General features: G+C 71.6%; 15 protein-coding genes and 1 pseudogene. 3 read left to right on the top strand and 13 right to left on the bottom strand.

Going from position 1 to position 17935, the window contains the following annotated elements:
• Positions 1 to 17: 17 nt before the first annotated feature.
• From AQI70_RS09195 to bldG, 4 genes are all read right to left on the bottom strand, one after another.
• Positions 18 to 632, bottom strand: a complete 615-nt coding sequence (locus AQI70_RS09195) for a hypothetical protein (protein ID WP_062146269.1) — start codon at positions 630 to 632, stop codon at positions 18 to 20.
• A gap of 195 nt (positions 633 to 827) precedes the next feature.
• On the bottom strand, positions 828 to 3233 hold the full coding sequence (locus AQI70_RS09190; protein ID WP_062146267.1) for a sodium-translocating pyrophosphatase: 2406 nt from the start codon (positions 3231 to 3233) through the stop codon (positions 828 to 830).
• 305 nt (positions 3234 to 3538) lie between these two features.
• Entirely contained in the window at positions 3539 to 3976 is a 438-nt protein-coding gene (locus AQI70_RS09185) for an ATP-binding protein (protein ID WP_003999171.1), read from the bottom strand.
• A gap of 122 nt (positions 3977 to 4098) precedes the next feature.
• Positions 4099 to 4440, bottom strand: coding sequence for an anti-sigma factor antagonist BldG (bldG, locus tag AQI70_RS09180; RefSeq protein ID WP_003975386.1), 342 nt, complete (start codon positions 4438 to 4440; stop codon positions 4099 to 4101).
• Between the two features lie 82 nt (positions 4441 to 4522).
• On the opposite strand from bldG, the gene AQI70_RS09175 reads away from it, so the two are divergent.
• Complete coding sequence (locus AQI70_RS09175; protein ID WP_079051209.1) at positions 4523 to 7063, top strand: DEAD/DEAH box helicase; 2541 nt, start codon at positions 4523 to 4525, stop codon at positions 7061 to 7063.
• On the opposite strand, the pseudogene AQI70_RS37190 reads toward AQI70_RS09175, so the two are convergent.
• The 7 genes and pseudogenes from AQI70_RS37190 to ssd form a co-directional block, all read right to left on the bottom strand.
• A pseudogene (locus AQI70_RS37190) lies at positions 6993 to 7448 on the bottom strand (Rv3654c family TadE-like protein); the annotation flags it as partial. The gene AQI70_RS09175 and the pseudogene AQI70_RS37190 overlap by 71 nt on opposite strands.
• Positions 7445 to 7849: a TadE family type IV pilus minor pilin gene (locus AQI70_RS09170; protein ID WP_079051208.1), complete on the bottom strand. Its 405-nt coding sequence runs from the start codon at positions 7847 to 7849 to the stop codon at positions 7445 to 7447. The pseudogene AQI70_RS37190 and the gene AQI70_RS09170, both read right to left, overlap by 4 nt.
• A complete protein-coding gene (locus tag AQI70_RS09165) occupies positions 7836 to 8045 on the bottom strand; it encodes a DUF4244 domain-containing protein (RefSeq protein WP_062146261.1) in 210 nt (69 codons plus the stop codon). Before AQI70_RS09165 ends, AQI70_RS09170 begins: the two co-directional genes overlap by 14 nt.
• Positions 8046 to 8164: 119 nt before the next feature.
• Complete coding sequence (locus AQI70_RS09160) at positions 8165 to 8953, bottom strand: type II secretion system F family protein (RefSeq protein ID WP_062146259.1); 789 nt, start codon at positions 8951 to 8953, stop codon at positions 8165 to 8167.
• 40 nt (positions 8954 to 8993) lie between these two features.
• A complete protein-coding gene (locus AQI70_RS09155; RefSeq protein WP_062146257.1) occupies positions 8994 to 9854 on the bottom strand; it encodes a type II secretion system F family protein in 861 nt (286 codons plus the stop codon).
• Positions 9855 to 9999: 145 nt separating this feature from the next.
• A complete protein-coding gene (locus AQI70_RS09150) occupies positions 10000 to 11157 on the bottom strand; it encodes a TadA family conjugal transfer-associated ATPase (protein ID WP_062146255.1) in 1158 nt (385 codons plus the stop codon).
• Positions 11158 to 11747: 590 nt separating this feature from the next.
• On the bottom strand, positions 11748 to 12851 hold the full coding sequence (gene ssd / locus AQI70_RS09145; protein WP_208607317.1) for a septum site-determining protein Ssd: 1104 nt from the start codon (positions 12849 to 12851) through the stop codon (positions 11748 to 11750).
• A gap of 583 nt (positions 12852 to 13434) precedes the next feature.
• On the opposite strand from ssd, the gene AQI70_RS09140 reads away from it, so the two are divergent.
• On the top strand, positions 13435 to 14268 hold the full coding sequence (locus AQI70_RS09140; protein WP_062146253.1) for an HAD family hydrolase: 834 nt from the start codon (positions 13435 to 13437) through the stop codon (positions 14266 to 14268).
• Between the two features lie 405 nt (positions 14269 to 14673).
• Here the strand turns inward: AQI70_RS09140 and AQI70_RS09135 are convergent, their stop codons facing one another.
• Positions 14674 to 15498: a Fic family protein gene (locus tag AQI70_RS09135; protein ID WP_062146251.1), complete on the bottom strand. Its 825-nt coding sequence runs from the start codon at positions 15496 to 15498 to the stop codon at positions 14674 to 14676.
• 101 nt (positions 15499 to 15599) lie between these two features.
• Here AQI70_RS09135 and AQI70_RS09130 point away from each other — a divergent pair, with 101 nt between their 5' ends.
• Positions 15600 to 16610, top strand: a complete 1011-nt coding sequence (locus AQI70_RS09130) for an ATP-binding protein (RefSeq protein ID WP_062146250.1) — start codon at positions 15600 to 15602, stop codon at positions 16608 to 16610.
• Here the strand turns inward: AQI70_RS09130 and AQI70_RS09125 are convergent.
• Positions 16600 to 17880 carry a polysaccharide deacetylase family protein gene (locus AQI70_RS09125; protein WP_062146248.1) on the bottom strand — a complete coding sequence of 427 codons (1281 nt, stop codon included), beginning with the start codon at positions 17878 to 17880 and terminating at the stop codon, positions 16600 to 16602. The genes AQI70_RS09130 and AQI70_RS09125 overlap by 11 nt on opposite strands.
• Positions 17881 to 17935: the final 55 nt, after the last annotated feature.

Here is a 17935-nt window from a genome sequence, read left to right as displayed (position 1 = left end):
CCGCCCCCGAGGGCGGCTCAGCTGTCGGTGGCGGGGGCCGACGCGGACGCCGACGCGGCCTGCTTGCAGCCCTCCTGCGAGGCCAGCGCCTTCTTGGTGTCGCCCGACTCCAGCTTCTTCAGCGCCTTGACCGCGCTCTTTCGCTGGGTCTCCACCTGCTTCATCTCCGCCGACACGTCCTTCAGACCGGACGCGAACTTGGCCTGATCCTTCGTGTTCAGCCCGTCGACCTGCTTCTTCAGGTCGGCGTAGGCCGCGGAGAGGGCGGTGAGCTTCTTGACGACGTCCTTCTGGATCCGCGCGCCGCCCTCGACGCCGGGGGGCGCCCCGGCGTTGCTGATGAGCGTCGCGCGCGCCTTGTAGCCGTCGGCCAGGTCCTGGAAGGCCTTGGAGTCGGCCTGCTGGAGCTCCTTGGGCGTGCTGGTGGTGTCCTTGGCCGCCTTCGTGATCGCGACGTAGGCCGCCGAGATCTTCGCGTTCTGCGTCGGCACGGCGTCGCAGACCTTCTTGGCCCAGGCGTCCAGCTCCGGGTTGCCCTCGTCGCTCGTGCATCCCGTCAGTGCCAGTACCAGCACCGCACCGCCGGACAGTGCGGCCGCGAGCTTCTTGTTCACCGGATCGGTCCCTTCCATGGCTCTCGGCCCCCGGACTTTACACACCGCGCACAAGACAGCCACACGCCGAATGCTCCATGTATGACTTTTCGTGCTCTTTGCACCATGTGAGAGAAGGGTCACGGCAAGGGCGTGAACAAGCACGAGGCGGGCGGGCGGCGCATCGCTGTGCGCCGCCCGCCCGCCCCTTGAGCTGGGCCGTCGTGAGACTGCCTATGAAACCACCGCGGGATCGGCCGACTTGGCCACCCGTTCGGCGTTGTCTTCGTCACCCATGGCGATGCCGCGCCGCTTGGAGACGTACACCGCGCCGACGATCACGAGGAGCGACAGTACGGCGATCGCGACCCGTACGCCGACGTTCTTGTCCTCGCCGTAGCTGAACTGGATGACCGCGGGCGCGATGAGCAGCGCCACCAGGTTCATCACCTTCAGCAGCGGGTTGATCGCGGGACCGGCGGTGTCCTTGAAGGGGTCGCCGACCGTGTCGCCGATCACCGTCGCGGCGTGGGCCTCGCTGCCCTTGCCTCCGTGGTGGCCGTCCTCGACGAGCTTCTTGGCGTTGTCCCAGGCGCCGCCGGAATTGGCGAGGAACACCGCCATCAGCGTGCCGGCGCCGATCGCGCCCGCGAGGAACGCGCCGAGGGCGCCGACGCCGAGCGTGAATCCGACGAAGATCGGCGCCATCACGGCGAGCAGCCCGGGAGTCGCCAGCTCTCGCAGCGCGTCCTTCGTACAGATGTCGACGACCTTGCCGTACTCCGGCTTCTCGCTGTAGTCCATGATCCCGGGTTTCTCGCGGAACTGCCGCCGCACCTCGTAGACCACGGCACCCGCCGACCGCGAGACGGCGTTGATGGCGAGTCCCGAGAAGAGGAAGACGACCGCCGCGCCCGCGATCAGGCCGACGAGGTTGTTGGGCTGCGAGATGTCCATCATCAGGCTCATCGGCGCGCCTTCGCCGCTGAGTTTCTCGCCCACGTCCCGCGCGCCGGTGGTGATGGCGTCGCGGTACGACCCGAAGAGCGCCGCCGCCGCGAGGACGGCGGTGGCGATGGCGATGCCCTTGGTGATGGCCTTGGTGGTGTTGCCGACCGCGTCCAGGTTGGTGAGCACCTGGGCGCCCGCGCCCTCGACGTCGCCGGACATCTCGGCGATGCCCTGCGCGTTGTCGGAGACCGGCCCGAAGGTGTCCATGGCGACGATCACGCCGACCGTGGTGAGCAGACCGGTGCCGGCCAGCGCCACCGCGAACAGCGCCAGCATGATCGACGTACCGCCGAGCAGGAACGCCCCGTAGACGCCGAGGCCGATCAGCAGGGCCGTGTAGACGGCCGATTCGAGACCGACCGAGATACCGGCGAGGACGACGGTGGCCGGGCCGGTCAGCGAGGTCTTGCCGATGTCCATGACCGGGCGACGGTTGGTCTCGGTGAAGTAGCCGGTCAGCTGCTGGATGACAGCGGCCAGCACGATGCCGATCGCCACCGCGACGAGCGCGAGGATCCGCGGGTCGCCGTCCTTGCCCGCGATCGCGGCGTCGGTGACGCCGTCGAGGTCGGCGTACGACGACGGCAGGTAGATGAACACGGCGGCCGCGACCAGCACGATCGAGATCACCGCGGAGATGAAGAACCCGCGGTTGATGGCCGTCATGCCGCTGCGGTCGGAGCGGCGCGGAGCCACCGCGAAGATGCCGATCATCGCGGTGATCACGCCGATCGCGGGCACGATCAGCGGGAAGGCGAGCCCGGAGTCGCCGAATGCCGCCGACCCGAGGATCAGGGCGGCGACCAGGGTCACGGCGTACGACTCGAAGAGGTCGGCCGCCATGCCCGCGCAGTCGCCGACGTTGTCGCCCACGTTGTCGGCGATGGTCGCGGCATTGCGCGGGTCGTCCTCCGGAATGCCCTGTTCGACCTTTCCGACCAGGTCGGCGCCGACGTCGGCGGCCTTGGTGAAGATGCCGCCGCCGACACGCATGAACATCGCGATCAGTGCGGCGCCGAGACCGAATCCTTCGAGCACCTTCGGCGCGTCGGCCGCGTACACCAGCACCACACAGGAGGCGCCCAGCAGACCGAGCCCCACCGTGAACATGCCGACGACGCCGCCCGTGCGGAAAGCGATCTTCATGGCTTTGTGCGAGACGGCGGTGAGATCCTTTTCCGGCTCTCCCGGCGCCGGGGTCGCTTCCCGTGCGGCCGCGGCGACGCGCACATTGCTGCGGACGGCGAGCCACATGCCGATATAACCGGTGGCCGCCGAGAACGCGGCGCCGATCAAGAAGAACACCGATCGGCCGATGCGCTGATTCCAGTCGTCCGCGGGCAGCAGCATGAGCAGGAAGAACACAACGACGGCGAATACGCCGAGCGTGCGCAGTTGCCTGGCCAGATAGGCGTTCGCACCTTCCTGGACGGCTGCCGCGATCTTCTTCATGCTGTCGGTGCCCTCGCCCGCCGCGAGCACCTGGCGCACCAGGACGCCGGCGACCACGAGCGCTGCCAGTGCGACGACGCCGATGATCGTGATGATGATCCGGTTGTCGTCGGTCAGCACCGCGGCTGCGAGGGTTGTGGGGTGGTCAAGCTGATGAGGGGTAGAAAGCCCCGCCATTCGTCCTCCTTGACGCTTGGGCTGAGCTCAAGATGTGGACGGATTCTAGGTACCGGAACCTGATCAAAACAGATGGCGGTAAACGGAATTGGCCTTCAGGTGCCGTTCAGCAAATGATCGACGTCACGCCACTGAACCCGAAAGGGCTAACGCCCTAAAACCATTGACGCACGCATTGACTTGATCAAATTATCGGCAGACTGATCGTGAATTCCTTCACGAATTCCCCTGGCTCGCCGAAACATCGCGAAGGGGCCCTGCTCAGCAGGGCCCCTTCGCGATGAACGGGTGGAGATGAGGTGGGTTCAGGAGAGCACTGCGGCCGGCGGTGCGGTCGGCCAGGTCATGCGGATCAGACCGCCGTGCTCCCCGGCGGAGACTTCCACGTCGTCGACGAGCCCGCTGATGACCGCGAGGCCCATCTCGTCCTCCTCGGCCTCCACGTCGCCGTCGTCGCCCGCGGCGCCGGATGCCCGCTCGCCCGGGGTGGAGTGCGGCGCCTCGTCGCCGACCTCGATGGAGAACTGTTTCTCCTCCTCGATCAGCGCCACCTTCACCGGCGCCGTGATGCCGCCACTCTGATGCAGTCCGACGGCACGGGAGCACGCCTCGCCGACGGCGAGTCGCACCTCGTCCAGTACGGCCTCGTCCACTCCGGCCCTGCGCGCCACCGCTGCCGCCACCAACCGGGCGGTCCTGACGTGCTCGGGCAGCGCGCTGAAGCGGAGTTCAACGGTGGCCATGCATCCCCCTCGGAACTACGGGCGTGCTGTCCGGAGGACCGGGCCGCCGAAAGCCCGGCCCCCCTTCTCTTTCAACTTCTGCCGCCCCCGGGCACGCGCTGCGGCGCGCCCGGGTCCGGTGGTCAGTCGGTCGCCGCAACCGCTTCCTCGACCGAGGTGTGGATCGGGAACACCTTGGTGAGACCGGTGATGCGGAAGATCTTCAAAATGCGCTCCTGGTTGCAGACCAGGCGCAGTGAGCCCTCATGGGCACGCACGCGCTTCAGGCCGCCGACCAGCACGCCGAGCCCGGTGGAGTCGAGGAAGTCCACGCCCTCCATGTCGACGACGAGATGGAAACTCCCGTCGTTCACCAGCTCGACCAGCTGCTCGCGCAGCTTGGGCGCGGTATATACGTCGATTTCGCCACCGACCTCGACGACCGTACGATCGCCGACGGTACGGGTCGACAGGGACAGGTCCACGGATCCTCCAGCACCTTGCTATCGAGCGGTCGTCCCTCGGGACACCTCGGCTTGCAGCCCCAAGGACGGTTCGCCAGCCGCGATGGCATTCAATCACTTACCGGCAGGCGTGCACGACGCCTTGGTCCCATTGTCCGTCACGCCAGTGACACACTCGGTGCCGATGGCCAAGAATCACCGATCCGATCGATCCCCGACGGGCCCCGTCTCCCGGGCGGACCCGGGCACGGTGCTGGGCCGGCTCGCCTCGGGGCCGAGCCGGGCTTCGCGCATCACTCATACGGAGCATGTGCCCCCGCGCGAGGGCCGCCATGCCGTCTGGCCCGATCGGATCCGCGCCGAGGTCATCGCCGCCGTGCGGGACGCGGGAATCGAACACCCCTGGGCCCACCAGGCACGGGCTGCCGAGCACGCCCTGGACGGCGACTCGGTGGTCGTCGCCACCGGCACGGCCTCGGGCAAGTCGCTGGCCTACCTCGTGCCGGTCCTCTCGGCGCTCCTGGACGGCTCCGAGGCCCCGAACGGCCGTGGCGCCACCGCCCTCTACCTGGCTCCGACCAAAGCGCTTGCGGCGGATCAGTGCCGTTCGGTGAAGGAACTTTCACATCCGCTGGGCAATTCCGTACGCCCGGCTGTGTACGACGGCGATACTCCATTCGAGGAACGCGAGTGGATCCGCCAGTACGCCAACTACGTCCTCACCAACCCCGACATGCTGCACCGGGGCATACTCCCGTCCCACCCCCGCTGGTCCTCCTTCCTGAAGGCGCTCAAGTACGTCGTCATCGACGAGTGCCACACCTACCGCGGCGTCTTCGGCTCCCACGTCGCCCAGGTCCTGCGCCGCCTGCGCCGCCTGTGCGCCCGCTACGGCGCCTCGCCCGTCTTCCTGCTGGCCTCCGCGACCGCCGCCGAGCCCGCGGTGGCCGCCCGCCGCCTCACCGGCCTCCCGGTGGTCGAGGTCGCCGACGACGCCTCTCCACGCGGCGAGCTGGTCTTCGCCCTCTGGGAGCCCCCGCTCACCGAACTCCAGGGCGAGAAGGGCGCGCCCGTCCGGCGCACGGCCACCGCCGAGACGGCCGACCTGCTGACCGACCTCGCCGTGCAGGGCATCCGCACGGTCGCCTTCATCCGCTCCCGGCGCGGCGCCGAGCTGATCTCGGTCATCGCCCAGGAACGCCTCGCCGAGGTCGACCGCTCCCTGGCCCGGCGTGTCGCGGCCTACCGCGGCGGCTACCTCCCCGAGGAGCGCCGCGCCCTGGAACAGGCCCTGCACTCCGGCGAACTCCTGGGTCTCGCCGCCACGACCGCGTTGGAGCTCGGCATCGACGTCTCCGGCCTGGACGCCGTACTGATCGCCGGCTACCCGGGCACCCGCGCCTCCCTGTGGCAGCAGGCGGGCCGGGCCGGCCGCTCCGGGCAGGGCGCGCTGGCCGTCCTGGTGGCCCGGGACGACCCGCTGGACACCTACCTCGTCCACCATCCCGAGGCCCTGTTCGACCGGCCGGTGGAGTCGACGGTCCTCGACCCCGACAACCCGTACGTGCTGGCTCCGCACCTGTGCGCCGCCGCCGCGGAAATCCCGCTGACGGAAGAGGATTTGGCCCTGTTCGGCCCGGAGACCGAGGAGCTGTTGCCGCAACTGGAGGCGGCGAAGCTGCTGCGCCGCCGGACGAAGGCATGGCACTGGACGCGCCGGGAACGGGCCGCCGACCTCACCGACATCCGCGGCGAGAGCGGCCGCCCGGTCCAGGTGGTCGAGGCCGGGACGGGCCGGCTGCTCGGCACGGTCGACGCGGGCGCCGCGCACGGCACGGTGCACGAGGGTGCGGTCCATCTGCACCAGGGCCGCACCTATCTCGTGCGCTCCCTCGACCTGGAGGACTCGGTCGCCCTGGTCGAGGAGGCCGCCCCGCCGTATTCGACGGTCGCCCGCGACACGACGTCGATCTCCGTCCTGGAGACGGACATCGAGGTCCCCTGGGGCGACGGCCGCCTGTGCTACGGCTCCGTCGAGGTCACCAACCAGGTCGTCTCCTTCCTGCGTCGTCGGCTCATCACGGGTGAAGTACTGGGCGAGACGAAACTCGACCTCCCTCCTCGTACGCTGCGCACGCGCGCCGTGTGGTGGACGGTCACCGAGGACCAGCTGGACGAGGCCCGGATCAACCCGGAGATCCTCGGCGGCGCCCTGCACGCCGCCGAGCACGCCTCGATCGGCCTGCTGCCCCTCTTCGCGACCTGCGACCGCTGGGACATCGGCGGCGTCTCGATCCCGCTGCACCCCGACACGCTGCTCCCGACGGTCTTCGTCTACGACGGCCACCCCGGCGGCGCGGGCTTCGCCGAGCGCGCCTTCCACACCGCCCGCGCCTGGCTCACCGCCACCCGCGAGGCCATCGCCTCCTGCGAGTGCGACGCCGGCTGCCCGTCCTGCATCCAGTCCCCCAAGTGCGGCAACGGGAACGACCCGCTGCACAAGAGAGGGGCGGTGCGGTTGCTCACGGTGCTGCTTCGGGGGGCACCGGAGGAGAAGGGAGAGTCGTCGGGCCTGGCCGGGGAGGGGGAGCCTGCACCGGCCCAGGAGGAGAGGCGGGGTCGGCCGGTCCCGCCCTCGCCCTGACCTCCGCCGCGAACGGCCCCCGGCCCGACGCCGCCGTCACGTCCGAGATCTCGCCCACCAGTGCGCACCGCACGAGCCGCACGCCCTGTGCCCGGGCCACCTGGTCCGCCCGGGCACAGGCCGCCGTAGCGCCCTGCGCCCAGTGGTCGGCCGCCGCGAGCGCCGCGAGATCGGCACCGCCGGCCGCACGGTGCCGGGTCACGACGGCCTGCCCCAGGGCCAGTACGACCCCGAAGACGACGCAGAGCACGGTGATGGCGCCGACGCTCCATACGGTGGCGGAACCGCGGTCGGAGCGCAGGCCGACGGCACGGCCCTGGTCCGCTTGTCGGTGGACGGCATGGCCCTGGTCCGCTTGTCCGCTCACTGCCAAGCCCGCTCTCATGGCCCCGCCCCCACCATCTCCTCCGCCGACGCCACGGCCTCCTCCCGTACCTCGAAGGGCAGTCCGCGCAGCACCGGCGGTTTGGCCACGACGACCACGCGGACCTCGTCACCCTCCCGGCCGACGGTGACCGCCGCCCCGCGCGGTGCCGCCTCACGCGTCACCTCGATGACCGCGTCGGCCGGATCCTGCCGGGCCGCCGCGCGGGCGCCCGCCCGTGCCGCGTCCACGCACTGGATCTGCGCGGCCACGACCAGCAGCCCCCACACCAGCGCCATCGCGAACATCACCAGCACCGGCAGCACGACTGCCGACTCCGCCGTCACGAACCCCCGGTCCGACCCCAGGGACCACCTCCGGTGCGGCCCCCGCTCTCTCGCCTCCCGCTCACATCCGCGCATCGAGCGCCCGCTTCACGATGTCCTGCAGCTCCGCGCTGACCTGCCCGCTCGTCACGACCTTGTAGAGCACCACGGCGAACGCCACCGCCGCCACGATCCCCATCGCGTACTCGGAGGTGACCATCCCCGCATCCCTCCGCGCCGCCCGCACCCTGCACACCCACGCGCGCATCCGCGCCCGTACCGCCTTGCACATCTCAACCCCCGTAAGGTTCAGTCCCGTTGAAAACAGCCGTCGAATGCCTGCTGCTGGATCACTGCCGCTGTCTGCGCCCGTTCGTCGCGCTCACCCCCTCACCCCTCCCACCACCCCCGTCATCCCCCGCTCCCTCCCAGCACCCCGCCCGCCAGCCCGATCACCACCGGCGCCACGCCGATCGCGATGAAGGCGGGCAGGAAGCACAGCCCCACTGGTGCCGTGACCATGACTGCCGCCCGCCGGGCCCGTTCTGTAGCAGCGCGCGCCCAGTCGGCGCGGGCGTCCGCGGCGAGCCGCGCGACCGGCCCGGCCGCCGGGAGCCCCGACACATCGGCCCGTTCCAGCAACCGCGCCAGCGCGCCGGCCCCCGGCAGCGAGGCCAACCGGCGCCACGCCTCGCCCGGTTCACCGCCCAGCCGCACTTCCGCGGCACCTCGCGCCAGCGCGTTCCCGAACGGACCGCCCAGGGCCTCGCCCACCGCCTGCGCGGCGACCACGGGGCCGGCTCCCGCCGCGATGCAGGCAGCCAAGAGATCGGCGGCGACCGGAAGTTGGCGAGCCACGTCACCGGCATCGGCCTGGTCCAGGTCACCACCGGCTCCCTGCCGACGCGACCACAGCCACAGCCCAGCCGCAACCAGCAGCCCCACCACCAGCCCGGCGACACCGCCGACCAGCGCCCAGCCGGCGCCCACGACCGCCACCATGGGCAGCCCTCGTCGCACGCCCTGCCGGACGTCGAACCGCCGACGAGTCGACGTCACGTCAGTGGTCGCCATCAACCCGGCCAGCCGTCGCCGGGCCCTCCGCTCGCGCCGGGCCGCGGCCGGCCACCGCAACAGCCAACCGACGACCAGCGCAGCCCCAACGGCCGTCCCCAGCCTGTGGACAACCTCCCCGCTCACCCCGTCACCTCCCTCTCACGCCTCTGATCGAGTCGAGTCCTCACGCCGCCTCCGCTCCCCGTACGATCCGCGTCGCCCACCACATCCCCAGCCCCTCCAGCACTCCGCCGACCACCAGGCACCCGAACCCCGCCCCGGTGTGCAGCAGGACATGCAGCGGGTCGGCCCCCATGACGGCACCGAGCAGCAGACCGAGGACCGGCAACCCGGCGAGCATCACCACCGTCGATCTGGCCCCCGCCAACTGGGCGCGCAGGTCGGCGCGTTGGTCCCGCTCGGCGCGCAACGCCCCTTCCAGCCGTTCGAGTCCGGCCGCGAGCCCCGCGCCCTGATCCACGGCCACCCGCCAGCACGCCGCCAGACCCAACAGGCCCTCGGCGCCCGGTTGCCGGGCCGCGGAGGCGAGCGCGCCCGGCACGTCTCCGCCGAACCGCGCCGCCGCCAGCACCGCGGCCTGTGCTTCGCCGAGCCCGCCGCAGTCCCGTGCCGCCCGCAGCAGCGCCTCACCCGGCTGCCGCCCGGCCCGCACCTCACCGGCGAGCGCCCCGCACAGGCCGATCACCGTGTCCCCGCGGCGCTCCCGGACCCGCCGCGCCTCCCGGGCCAGCCGCGCCCTCCGCAGCAAGGCCATCCCGGCCGCCCCCGCGACGACCGGCAGCACCGACGACCCCAGCACGGCCAGCACCAACCCGATGGCCGGCGCCCACCACTCGACCCGCAGCCGCCCCCACAGCCGTCGCAGCTCCCCGGCCATCCGGCCCCAGTCGGGCGGCCCTGCTCCCACCACCCCACCGCCTGCGAGCAGAAGCTGCGCCCGCCGCGCCCCGGGCCCCGGCCCGCCCAGCAAGCAGACCGCCGCGCCGAGGCACACCGCAGCCGCGCCCAACGACATCTCACCCATTCAGACCACCGAACCCCTCACGTCACCGACCACCCCACGCACCGCCGCACCGCCACGCCACCGCGCCACCGCGCCAGGGCACCACCGCGCCACCGCGCCACCGCGCCAGGGCACCACCGGCTTCACCGGCACCCGCACGGCCTCCTCACCCCTCGTCGCTCCCACCCCGAAGCAGCCCCCGCAGCCGCTCCCACCCCCGCTCGTACGCGAACGCCTCCGTGCCCCACCGCAGCGCCGGAACCGTCCGCACCAGCCCCGACGGATCCCGCTCCAGCACATGCACCTCGGCGATCCGCCGACGCCCGGTCCGGTCGCGTACGAGATGGAGTACGACCGACAGCGCGGCCGCCAACTGGCTGTGCAGCGCGGCCCGGTCGAGCCCGGCCGCCGTGCCGAGCGCCTCCAGCCGGGCCGGCACGTCGGCCGCCGCGTTGGCGTGGACGGTCCCGCAACCTCCCTCGTGGCCCGTGTTCAACGCGGCCAGCAGATGGACCACTTCGGGTCCGCGCACCTCGCCCACGACCAGCCGGTCCGGCCGCATCCGCAGTGCCTGCCGCACCAGGTCCTCAAGGGTGACGAGCCCGGCGCCCTCCTGGTTGGCGGGTCTGCTCTCCAGCCGTACGACATGCGGATGGTCCGGCCTGAGCTCCGCCGAGTCCTCCGCGAGCACGATGCGTTCGCCCGCCCCGACCAGGCCGAGCAACGCGCTCAGCAGCGTCGTCTTGCCGCTGCCGGTCCCGCCGCTGATGAGGAAGGACAGCCGCGCGTCGACCAGCGCCCGCAGTACCCGGTCCCCGCCGGGCGGCACCGTGCCCGCCGCGACCAGCTCGTCGAGGGTGAACGCCCGTGGCCGTACGACCCGCAGCGACAGGCAGGCGCAGCCGACGGCGACCGGTGGCAGCACCGCGTGCAGCCGGGTCCCGTCGGGCAGCCGGGCGTCGACCCAGGGCCGCGCGTCGTCCAGCCGTCGCCCGGCCACCGCGGCGAGGCGCTGCGCGAGGCGTCGTACGGCCGCCGCGTCAGGGAAGGAGACGGAGGTCAGCTCCAGGCCGCCGCCCCGGTCCACCCAGACCCGGTCCGGCGCGGACACCAGCACGTCCGTCACCGACGGATCGGCGAGGAGCGGCTCCAGCGGGCCACTGCCGATCAGCTCGGACCGCAACTGCTCGGCCGCGCCGAGGACCTCGGCGTCCCCCAGCACCCTGCCCTGCTCTCGCAGAGCCTGCGCCACGCGCGCGGGCGTCGGCTCGGCCCCGCTCTCGGCCAGCCACTGCCGCACCCCGTCGAGCAGCCCCGGCGGCATGCCCGCCCCGGCCGCCGTTCCGCCCGATGCCCACCGCGCAGCCGACGAACCGACCCGGTCGGCCGGCTCCCACCGCGCAGTGGCCGTACCCGCCACCTGCTCCGACCCACGGCGCGCAGCTGCCCCGCTCTCCGAGCCATCCGACTCCCGCCGCACCGCCGACGAACCGGCCCCGTCGCCCGACTCCCGCCGCACAGCCAACGAACCGACCCGGTCGGCCAACTCCCTCCGAACAGCCGCCCCTTCCGGGCTGGGCGACCGCTCGACCGACCCCCACCCCGCAGTGTCCGTACCCGCCACCCGTTCCGCCCCCGGCCGCCCGGCAGCCCCGCTCTCCGAGCCACCCGGCGCCCACCGCACCGCCGACGAACCGACCCGATCACCCGACGCCCACCGCACAGCCGACGAACCGACCCGATCACCCGACGCCCACCGCACAGCCGACGAACCGACCCCGTCGTCCGAAGCCCACCGCGGCGCGCCCCTGCGCACGCTGCCGGCGGCCGGCCCACCCGTCCGCGGCCCCTCCGGCGAGGCCCGCACGGAACCAGTCCCGCCACCGCTCACCCGGTCAAGCCCCGAAGTCGTACTCATGCCGCCCTCGCCTCAAGCAACGCGCGCTCCCAGAACTCCCGGCAGAACCGCGCCAGCGGCCCCCGTCCCATCGCCCCCGGCGGAGCCTCGCTCTCGTGTGGCCGCAGCAGCCCCGGCTCGACCGGCACCTCGCCCACCAGCGGCAGCTCCAGCAGCCGGGCCACTTCGCGGTCGTCGAGCCCGGCCGCGTAGGGACCGCGTACCGCCACCCGCAGGTCCCGCAGGACCATCCGGACCGCTGAGGCCACCTGCCGGGCGGCGGCGACGGCGCGCAGTTCGGCGGGGACGACGAGGATCCCGACGTCGAGCTGGACGAGCGCCTCCGCGACACCGTCGTCGATCCGGCGGGGCAGGTCGACGACGACCGTGCCGCCCCGGCGCCGGGCGGCGGCGAGCACCGCTCGCATCGCCTGCGGCGGGACGGCGACGCACTCGCCCCGGTCCCAGCTCAGGACCCGCAGGGAGTGCAGCTTCGGCAGCGACTCCTCCAGGGCGCCGCTGCCGAGCCGCCCGCGCGAGCCGGCGAAGGCGGGCCAGCGCAGGCCCTCGGCTGTCTCGCCGCCGAGGAGCACGTCGAGTCCGCCGCCCAGCGGATCGGCGTCCACGAGAAGCGTGCGCAGCCCCTCGTGCGCGGCGGTGACGGCGAGGGCGCAGGCGAGCGTGGACGCTCCGGCACCGCCGCGTCCGCCGATGACCCCGACGGTCAGGGCGGGCCTGCCGACGCCTTCGGCGACGTCGGCGATGCGGTCGATCAGCCACTGCTCGCCGTCGGGCAGCATCAGGACGTGATCGGCGCCGATCTCGACGGCCCGGCGCCAGACCCCGGAGTCGTCCTGGTCCCGGCCGACGAGCACCACTCCGCGTCTGCGCGCCGCCCCGCGCACGCGGCGTGCGGCGTCGTCGCCGACCAGGACGAGCGGCGCGCCCTCCCAGCTCCCGCTGGGCTCGGGCACTGAGTGGTGGACCTCCGGTGCGGCGCCGGCCGCCGCGCACAGGCGCAGCAGGTCGTCGAGCAGTTCGACGTCCTCGGTGACGATCAACGGCTTGCCCGGCCGCCCGGAGGCGGCGGACGGCGGATCGTGTGTGACGGCTGCGGTCACGGTTTCCGTCCCCCTTCGCTGGATCACTCGCGCGGCCCTGCGGCCCCGCGATTCCCAAAGATGTGAAGAACCGGCAACCGGCCTCCATATGAGCGGCCGATACGAACCGGCCAAACACGCCCGACTAACCGGAACCAGCCATGAAGTCGGCCCGAGCGGGACGCGCTGGAATCACGGTGCAGCGATCCCGGAAATCTTGTGGATCTTGGTCGATAACTGTGGACAACTCGGGGGCTGTGAATATCGCCATCACCCAAACCGGTGACCCTCGCACCGACCCCTGTGCGACTTCCGCAGAGCAGCGCGACGACTACCCACAGTTACGGATCATGGACGTGGAGGAAGGAGGGCCCGCAGCAGCATCACGCCGGCCGCGCAGCCGCACTCAGAAGAAGAAAACCCGCCCGGACATGCGACGACCCCCGCCGGGGGGGAGAGCGGGGGTCGTCTCCACGGCCGACTCGGGGGGGGAGGAGTCGGTCCGGGTTAGCACGGTCGCGAACGATCCGTGACTTCCATGGTGTACCCGAGAGCCCTCTCAGGCAAACCCACGCGCCCACCTTACGCCGAATGGGCTGCCCCTATGCTCAGGGTCGTGGAAAACCACTCCTTGCCCCGCACAGCGGCCTTCTTTGACCTGGACAAGACGGTCATTGCGAAGTCGAGCACGCTCACCTTCAGCAAGTCGTTCTACCAAGGCGGTCTGATCAACCGCCGGGCCGTCTTGCGTACCGCATATGCCCAGTTCGTCTTCCTGGCGGGCGGCGCCGACCATGACCAGATGGAGCGCATGCGCCAGTACCTGTCCGCGCTGTGCCGCGGCTGGAACGTCCGACAGGTCAAGGAGATCGTCGCCGAGACCCTGCACGACCTGATCGACCCGATCATCTACGACGAGGCCGCCTCCCTCATCGAGGAGCACCACACCGCCGGCCGCGACGTGGTGATCGTGTCCACGTCGGGCGCCGAGGTGGTCGAGCCGATCGGCGAGCTGCTCGGCGCCGACCGCGTGGTGGCCACCCGCATGGTGGTGGGCGACGACGGCTGCTTCACCGGGGAGGTGGAGTACTACGCCTACGGCCCGACCAAGGCCGAGGCGATTCGGGAGCTGGCCGCGTCCGAGGGCTACGACCTCTCCCGCTGTTACGCCTACAGCGACTCGGCGACCGACCTGCCGATGCTGGAGGCGGTCGGCAACCCGCACGCCGTCAACCCGGACCGTGCGCTGCGCCGCGAGGCACTCGCGCGCGGGTGGCCGATTCTCGACTTCCACCGCCCGGTCCGCCTCAAGCAGCGGCTGCCCTCCTTCTCCGTACCGCCGCGCCCCGCCCTTGTCGCGGCGGCGGCCATAGGAGCCGCCGCGGCCACCGCGGGCCTCGTCTGGTACGCCAGCCGACGCCGTACGGCGCTCGCCTGACCTGCGCCTCCGGAATTCCGCGCGCCTCGACCGGCCTGTCGACGCCCGTTCGGCACCTTTTGAGAGTGCAAGTAAAGAACCGCAGCCAGGCCTTCCACTTGGTTGAGTCTGGGAGTACAAAGGACTCAACGGCCCGCGAGACCAAGGACATCCGAGAGGATCACCTTAAATACGCATTTGGCCCCACGGACCGAGCATGGACACCGGGCACCCACGCGACGTCGACCCGTCGATTACGGGCCAGCCGCACCAGGTGACGGGCTGAGTTCCCGACCTGATGGGCAACATATCGAGGACGCTTGGTAACCCGGTGGACATGCCAGCGGCGGTACGAATCCTCGTACCGCCGCAACTCGTATGAGCCCCCGCGGGGGCTTTCTTGATGCCGTCCTGCGGGTGCCTGCGTCACGCCGCCCCGCGCTGCAGCGCCTCGCACACCGCCGTCGACTCACGCGCCCCGAGTTCGATCGCCTTGCCGCAGTGGGCGATCCAGGCGGCCATGCCCTCGGGGGTGCCGGAGACGTAGCCGTCGAGCGCCGCCAGATAGGCCGCGCGGCCCAGTTCGGCGTGGCCGACCTCGGCCGGGCAGACGGACTTGGGGTCGAGGCCGCTGCCGACCAGGACGATGCGCTCGGCCGCGCGCGCGACCAGGCCGTTGTGGGAGGTGAAGGGGCGCAGCGCGAGGAGCTCGCCGTGCACGACGGCGGCCGTCACCAGGGCGGGCGCCGAACCGCCGGCGATGATCAGCTCGGACAGGCCCTCCAGCCGGCCGTGCACCTCCGCCGCGCTCGGCGGCTCCAGCTCGACCAGCGGCTCGTCGACCGGCTCGCCCTCCTGACGCGGGCGCCCCACCCGGTCGTCCTTGCTCGCCGCCGCCACCAGGTGCAGCCGGGCCAGCACCCGAAGCGGCGACTGCCGCCAGATGGACAGCAGTTGGCCCGCCTCGGCGGTCAGCCGCAGGGCCGCGCCCATGACGCGCGCCTCGTCGTCACCGCTGAAGTCGGTGCGCCGACGCACCTCTTCGAGCGCCCAGTCGGCACCGGACAGCGCCGCGGAGCCGCGGGCGCCGCGCAGGGCCGCCTCGGAGGTGATCTCGTTGCTGCGGCGCCGCATGATCCGGTGCCCGTACACCCGGTCCACTGCCTTGCGCACGGACTCCACGGACTCGGGCACACCGGGCAGGGAACCGAGGGCCGCGAGCGGATCGGCGGTCGCACCTGTCGTACTCATGAGTACGACACTACGCACCCTGGCCCCGCGCCCCACGATCGAGTGGCCTTCTTCACGCCCCCCTGCCACGTACAGCTATCGCGCGACTACCCTTCGTGAACATGAAAATTGCTTTCGTCGGGAAGGGCGGCAGCGGCAAGACGACCCTGTCGTCCCTGTTCATCCGCCACCTCGCGACGACCGGCGCGCCGGTCGTCGCCGTCGACGCCGACATCAACCAGCACCTGGGAGCCGCGCTCGGCCTCGACGAGGCGAGGGCCGCCGCACTGCCCGCCATGGGCGAGCGGCTGCAGCTGATCAAGGACTGGCTGCGCGGCTCCAACCCGCGGATCGCCTCCGCGCAGACGATGATCAAGACGACGCCGCCCGGCGAGGGTTCACGGTTGCTGCGGGTGTGCGAGAACAACCCGGTGTACGACGCCTGCGCCCGGCCGGTGGAACTCGACGGCGGCACCGTCCGTTTGATGGTCACCGGCCCCTTCACGGACTCCGATCTGGGGGTCGCCTGCTACCACTCCAAGACGGGGGCGGTGGAGCTGTTCCTGAACCACCTGGTGGACGGCCCCGGCGAGTACGTCGTGGTCGACATGACGGCGGGCTCGGACTCCTTCGCCTCCGGCATGTTCACCCGCTTCGACATCACGTTCCTCGTCGCCGAGCCGACCCGGAAGGGGGTTTCCGTCTATCGCCAGTACAAGGAGTACGCCCGCGACTTCGGAGTCATCCTGAAGGTCGTCGGCAACAAGGTGCAGAGTCAGGACGACCTCGACTTCCTCCGCGCCGAGGTCGGGGACGACCTGCTGGTGACGGTCGGACACTCGGACTGGGTGCGCGCGATGGAGAAGGGCCGCCCGCCCCGGTTCGAGCTCCTGGAGGACGCCAACCACCTCGCCCTGTGCCGCCTGCGGACGGCCGTGGACGCGACGTACGAGCTGCGTGACTGGGAGCGCTACACGCGCCAGATGGTGCACTTCCACCTCAAGAACGCCCGGTCCTGGGGGAACGAGCGCACCGGGACCGACCTGGCGGCACAGATCGACCCCGGTTTCGTGCTCGGTGAGCGTGTCACCGCCCCCTCCGAGGGCGACGCCCGCCTGACCCCTACGGCCTGACCGCCGGCGCCCCGGGCGCACCCCTGGGGGCCGGGGCCGGGCTCCCCGACAGGAAGAGCGCCCAGCCCTGCTTCGGGGCCTCGCCCACCCCCAGGGTGCGCAGCTTCTCCAAGGTCGCCGGGTCCTGGGCGTCCAGCCAGTCGGCGAGCTGCCGGAAGGAGACGCAGCGCACGTCCGGCCTGTTGCAGACGGCCTCGATGACCTCCTCGACGGCGCGCATGTAGGTGCCGCCGTTCCAGGACTCGAAGTGGTTGCCGATGATCAGGGGCGCGCGGTTGCCGTGGTAGGCCCGGTGGAAGCCCATGAGCAGGCCGTCCCGCATCTGGTCGCCCCACAGGGCGTGCTTGGCGGGGTTGCCCTGGGTCCTGGTGCCCGACTGGTTGACCATGAAGTTGTAGTCCATGGTGAGCTGCTCGTAGGAGTGCCCGGGGAACGGCACGAGCTGCATCGACAAGTCCCACAGGCCTTCCTTCTTCGAGGGCCAGACCTGGTTGTTGACGCCGCTGGAGTCATAGCGGAAGCCCAGCTCGCTTGCGGCCTTCACAAAGTTCTTCCGGCCCTCCAGACAGGGCGTGCGGGCACCGATGAGCTCCTTGTCGTAGTCGAAGGGCAGGGGCGGCGCCTGCGTCATGCCGGTGTTGGTCTTCCAGGACTTCACGAACCGCTTCGCCTGGACGATCTCGTCCTTCCACTCCTCCACCGACCATTCGCCGACTCCGCCGCCCCTGCCGCAGAAGTGGCCGTTGAAGTGGGTGCCGATCTCGTTGCCCTCCAGCCATGCGAGGCGCAGCTGTTCCACGGTGTCTGCGATGCCCTGCAGGTCGTTGAAGCCGATGTCGGAGCGGCCCGGGGAGTGCTGGGGCGGGCGGTACAGGTCGCGTCTGTGGTCGGGCAGCATGTACACGCCGCTGAGGAAGTACGTCATGGTCGCGTTGTTCGCCTTGGCGACCTCCCGGAAGTGGGAGAACAGCCTCTGGCCGTCCTCGCCGGCGCCGTCCCAGGAGAACACGACGAACTGCGGCGGCTTCTGACCGGGCTTCAGGCGTTCGGGTCTGGGCAGATTCGGCTGCGCTCCGGTGTACGCGGTGGACCCGTCGCCGATCAGGCGGATCGCGCTCTTCGGCGCGGGCGCCGCCGGCTTCTCCTTCTGCGGTCCGGACGCCCCCTGCCGGGTGGTGCCGGTGCCGGTGCCGATCGCGCAACCGGCGAGCGACGCGGCGCAGACCGCGGCGAGCGCGGTGCCCGCGGCGATCCTGTGGGTCGCGGCCATGTTCCGTCCACCTTCTTCCTTCTCTCGGGTGCCGACAGCGCCGCCAAGGTCGCAT

It is taken from the genome of Streptomyces curacoi (assembly GCF_001513975.1).
GTDB classification, from domain to species: domain Bacteria; phylum Actinomycetota; class Actinomycetes; order Streptomycetales; family Streptomycetaceae; genus Streptomyces; species Streptomyces curacoi.
This window is presented reverse-complemented; position numbering and strand designations above follow the sequence as displayed.

What these genes read in the sequence shown, in the direction of transcription:
- AQI70_RS09195 (WP_062146269.1), bottom strand. Translation starts at nt 632, where the DNA reads ATGGAAGGGACCGATCCGGTGAACAAGAAGCTCGCGGCCGCACTGTCC.
- AQI70_RS09190 (WP_062146267.1), bottom strand. Translation starts at nt 3,233, where the DNA reads ATGGCGGGGCTTTCTACCCCTCATCAGCTTGACCACCCCACAACCCTC.
- AQI70_RS09185 (WP_003999171.1), bottom strand. Translation starts at nt 3,976, where the DNA reads ATGGCCACCGTTGAACTCCGCTTCAGCGCGCTGCCCGAGCACGTCAGG.
- AQI70_RS09175 (WP_079051209.1), top strand. Translation starts at nt 4,523, where the DNA reads ATGGCATTCAATCACTTACCGGCAGGCGTGCACGACGCCTTGGTCCCA.
- AQI70_RS09170 (WP_079051208.1), bottom strand. Translation starts at nt 7,849, where the DNA reads ATGCGCGGATGTGAGCGGGAGGCGAGAGAGCGGGGGCCGCACCGGAGG.
- AQI70_RS09165 (WP_062146261.1), bottom strand. Translation starts at nt 8,045, where the DNA reads ATGTGCAAGGCGGTACGGGCGCGGATGCGCGCGTGGGTGTGCAGGGTG.
- AQI70_RS09155 (WP_062146257.1), bottom strand. Translation starts at nt 9,854, where the DNA reads ATGGGTGAGATGTCGTTGGGCGCGGCTGCGGTGTGCCTCGGCGCGGCG.
- AQI70_RS09150 (WP_062146255.1), bottom strand. Translation starts at nt 11,157, where the DNA reads ATGCCGCCGGGGCTGCTCGACGGGGTGCGGCAGTGGCTGGCCGAGAGC.
- AQI70_RS09140 (WP_062146253.1), top strand. Translation starts at nt 13,435, where the DNA reads ATGCTCAGGGTCGTGGAAAACCACTCCTTGCCCCGCACAGCGGCCTTC.
- AQI70_RS09135 (WP_062146251.1), bottom strand. Translation starts at nt 15,498, where the DNA reads ATGAGTACGACAGGTGCGACCGCCGATCCGCTCGCGGCCCTCGGTTCC.
- AQI70_RS09130 (WP_062146250.1), top strand. Translation starts at nt 15,600, where the DNA reads ATGAAAATTGCTTTCGTCGGGAAGGGCGGCAGCGGCAAGACGACCCTG.
- AQI70_RS09125 (WP_062146248.1), bottom strand. Translation starts at nt 17,880, where the DNA reads ATGGCCGCGACCCACAGGATCGCCGCGGGCACCGCGCTCGCCGCGGTC.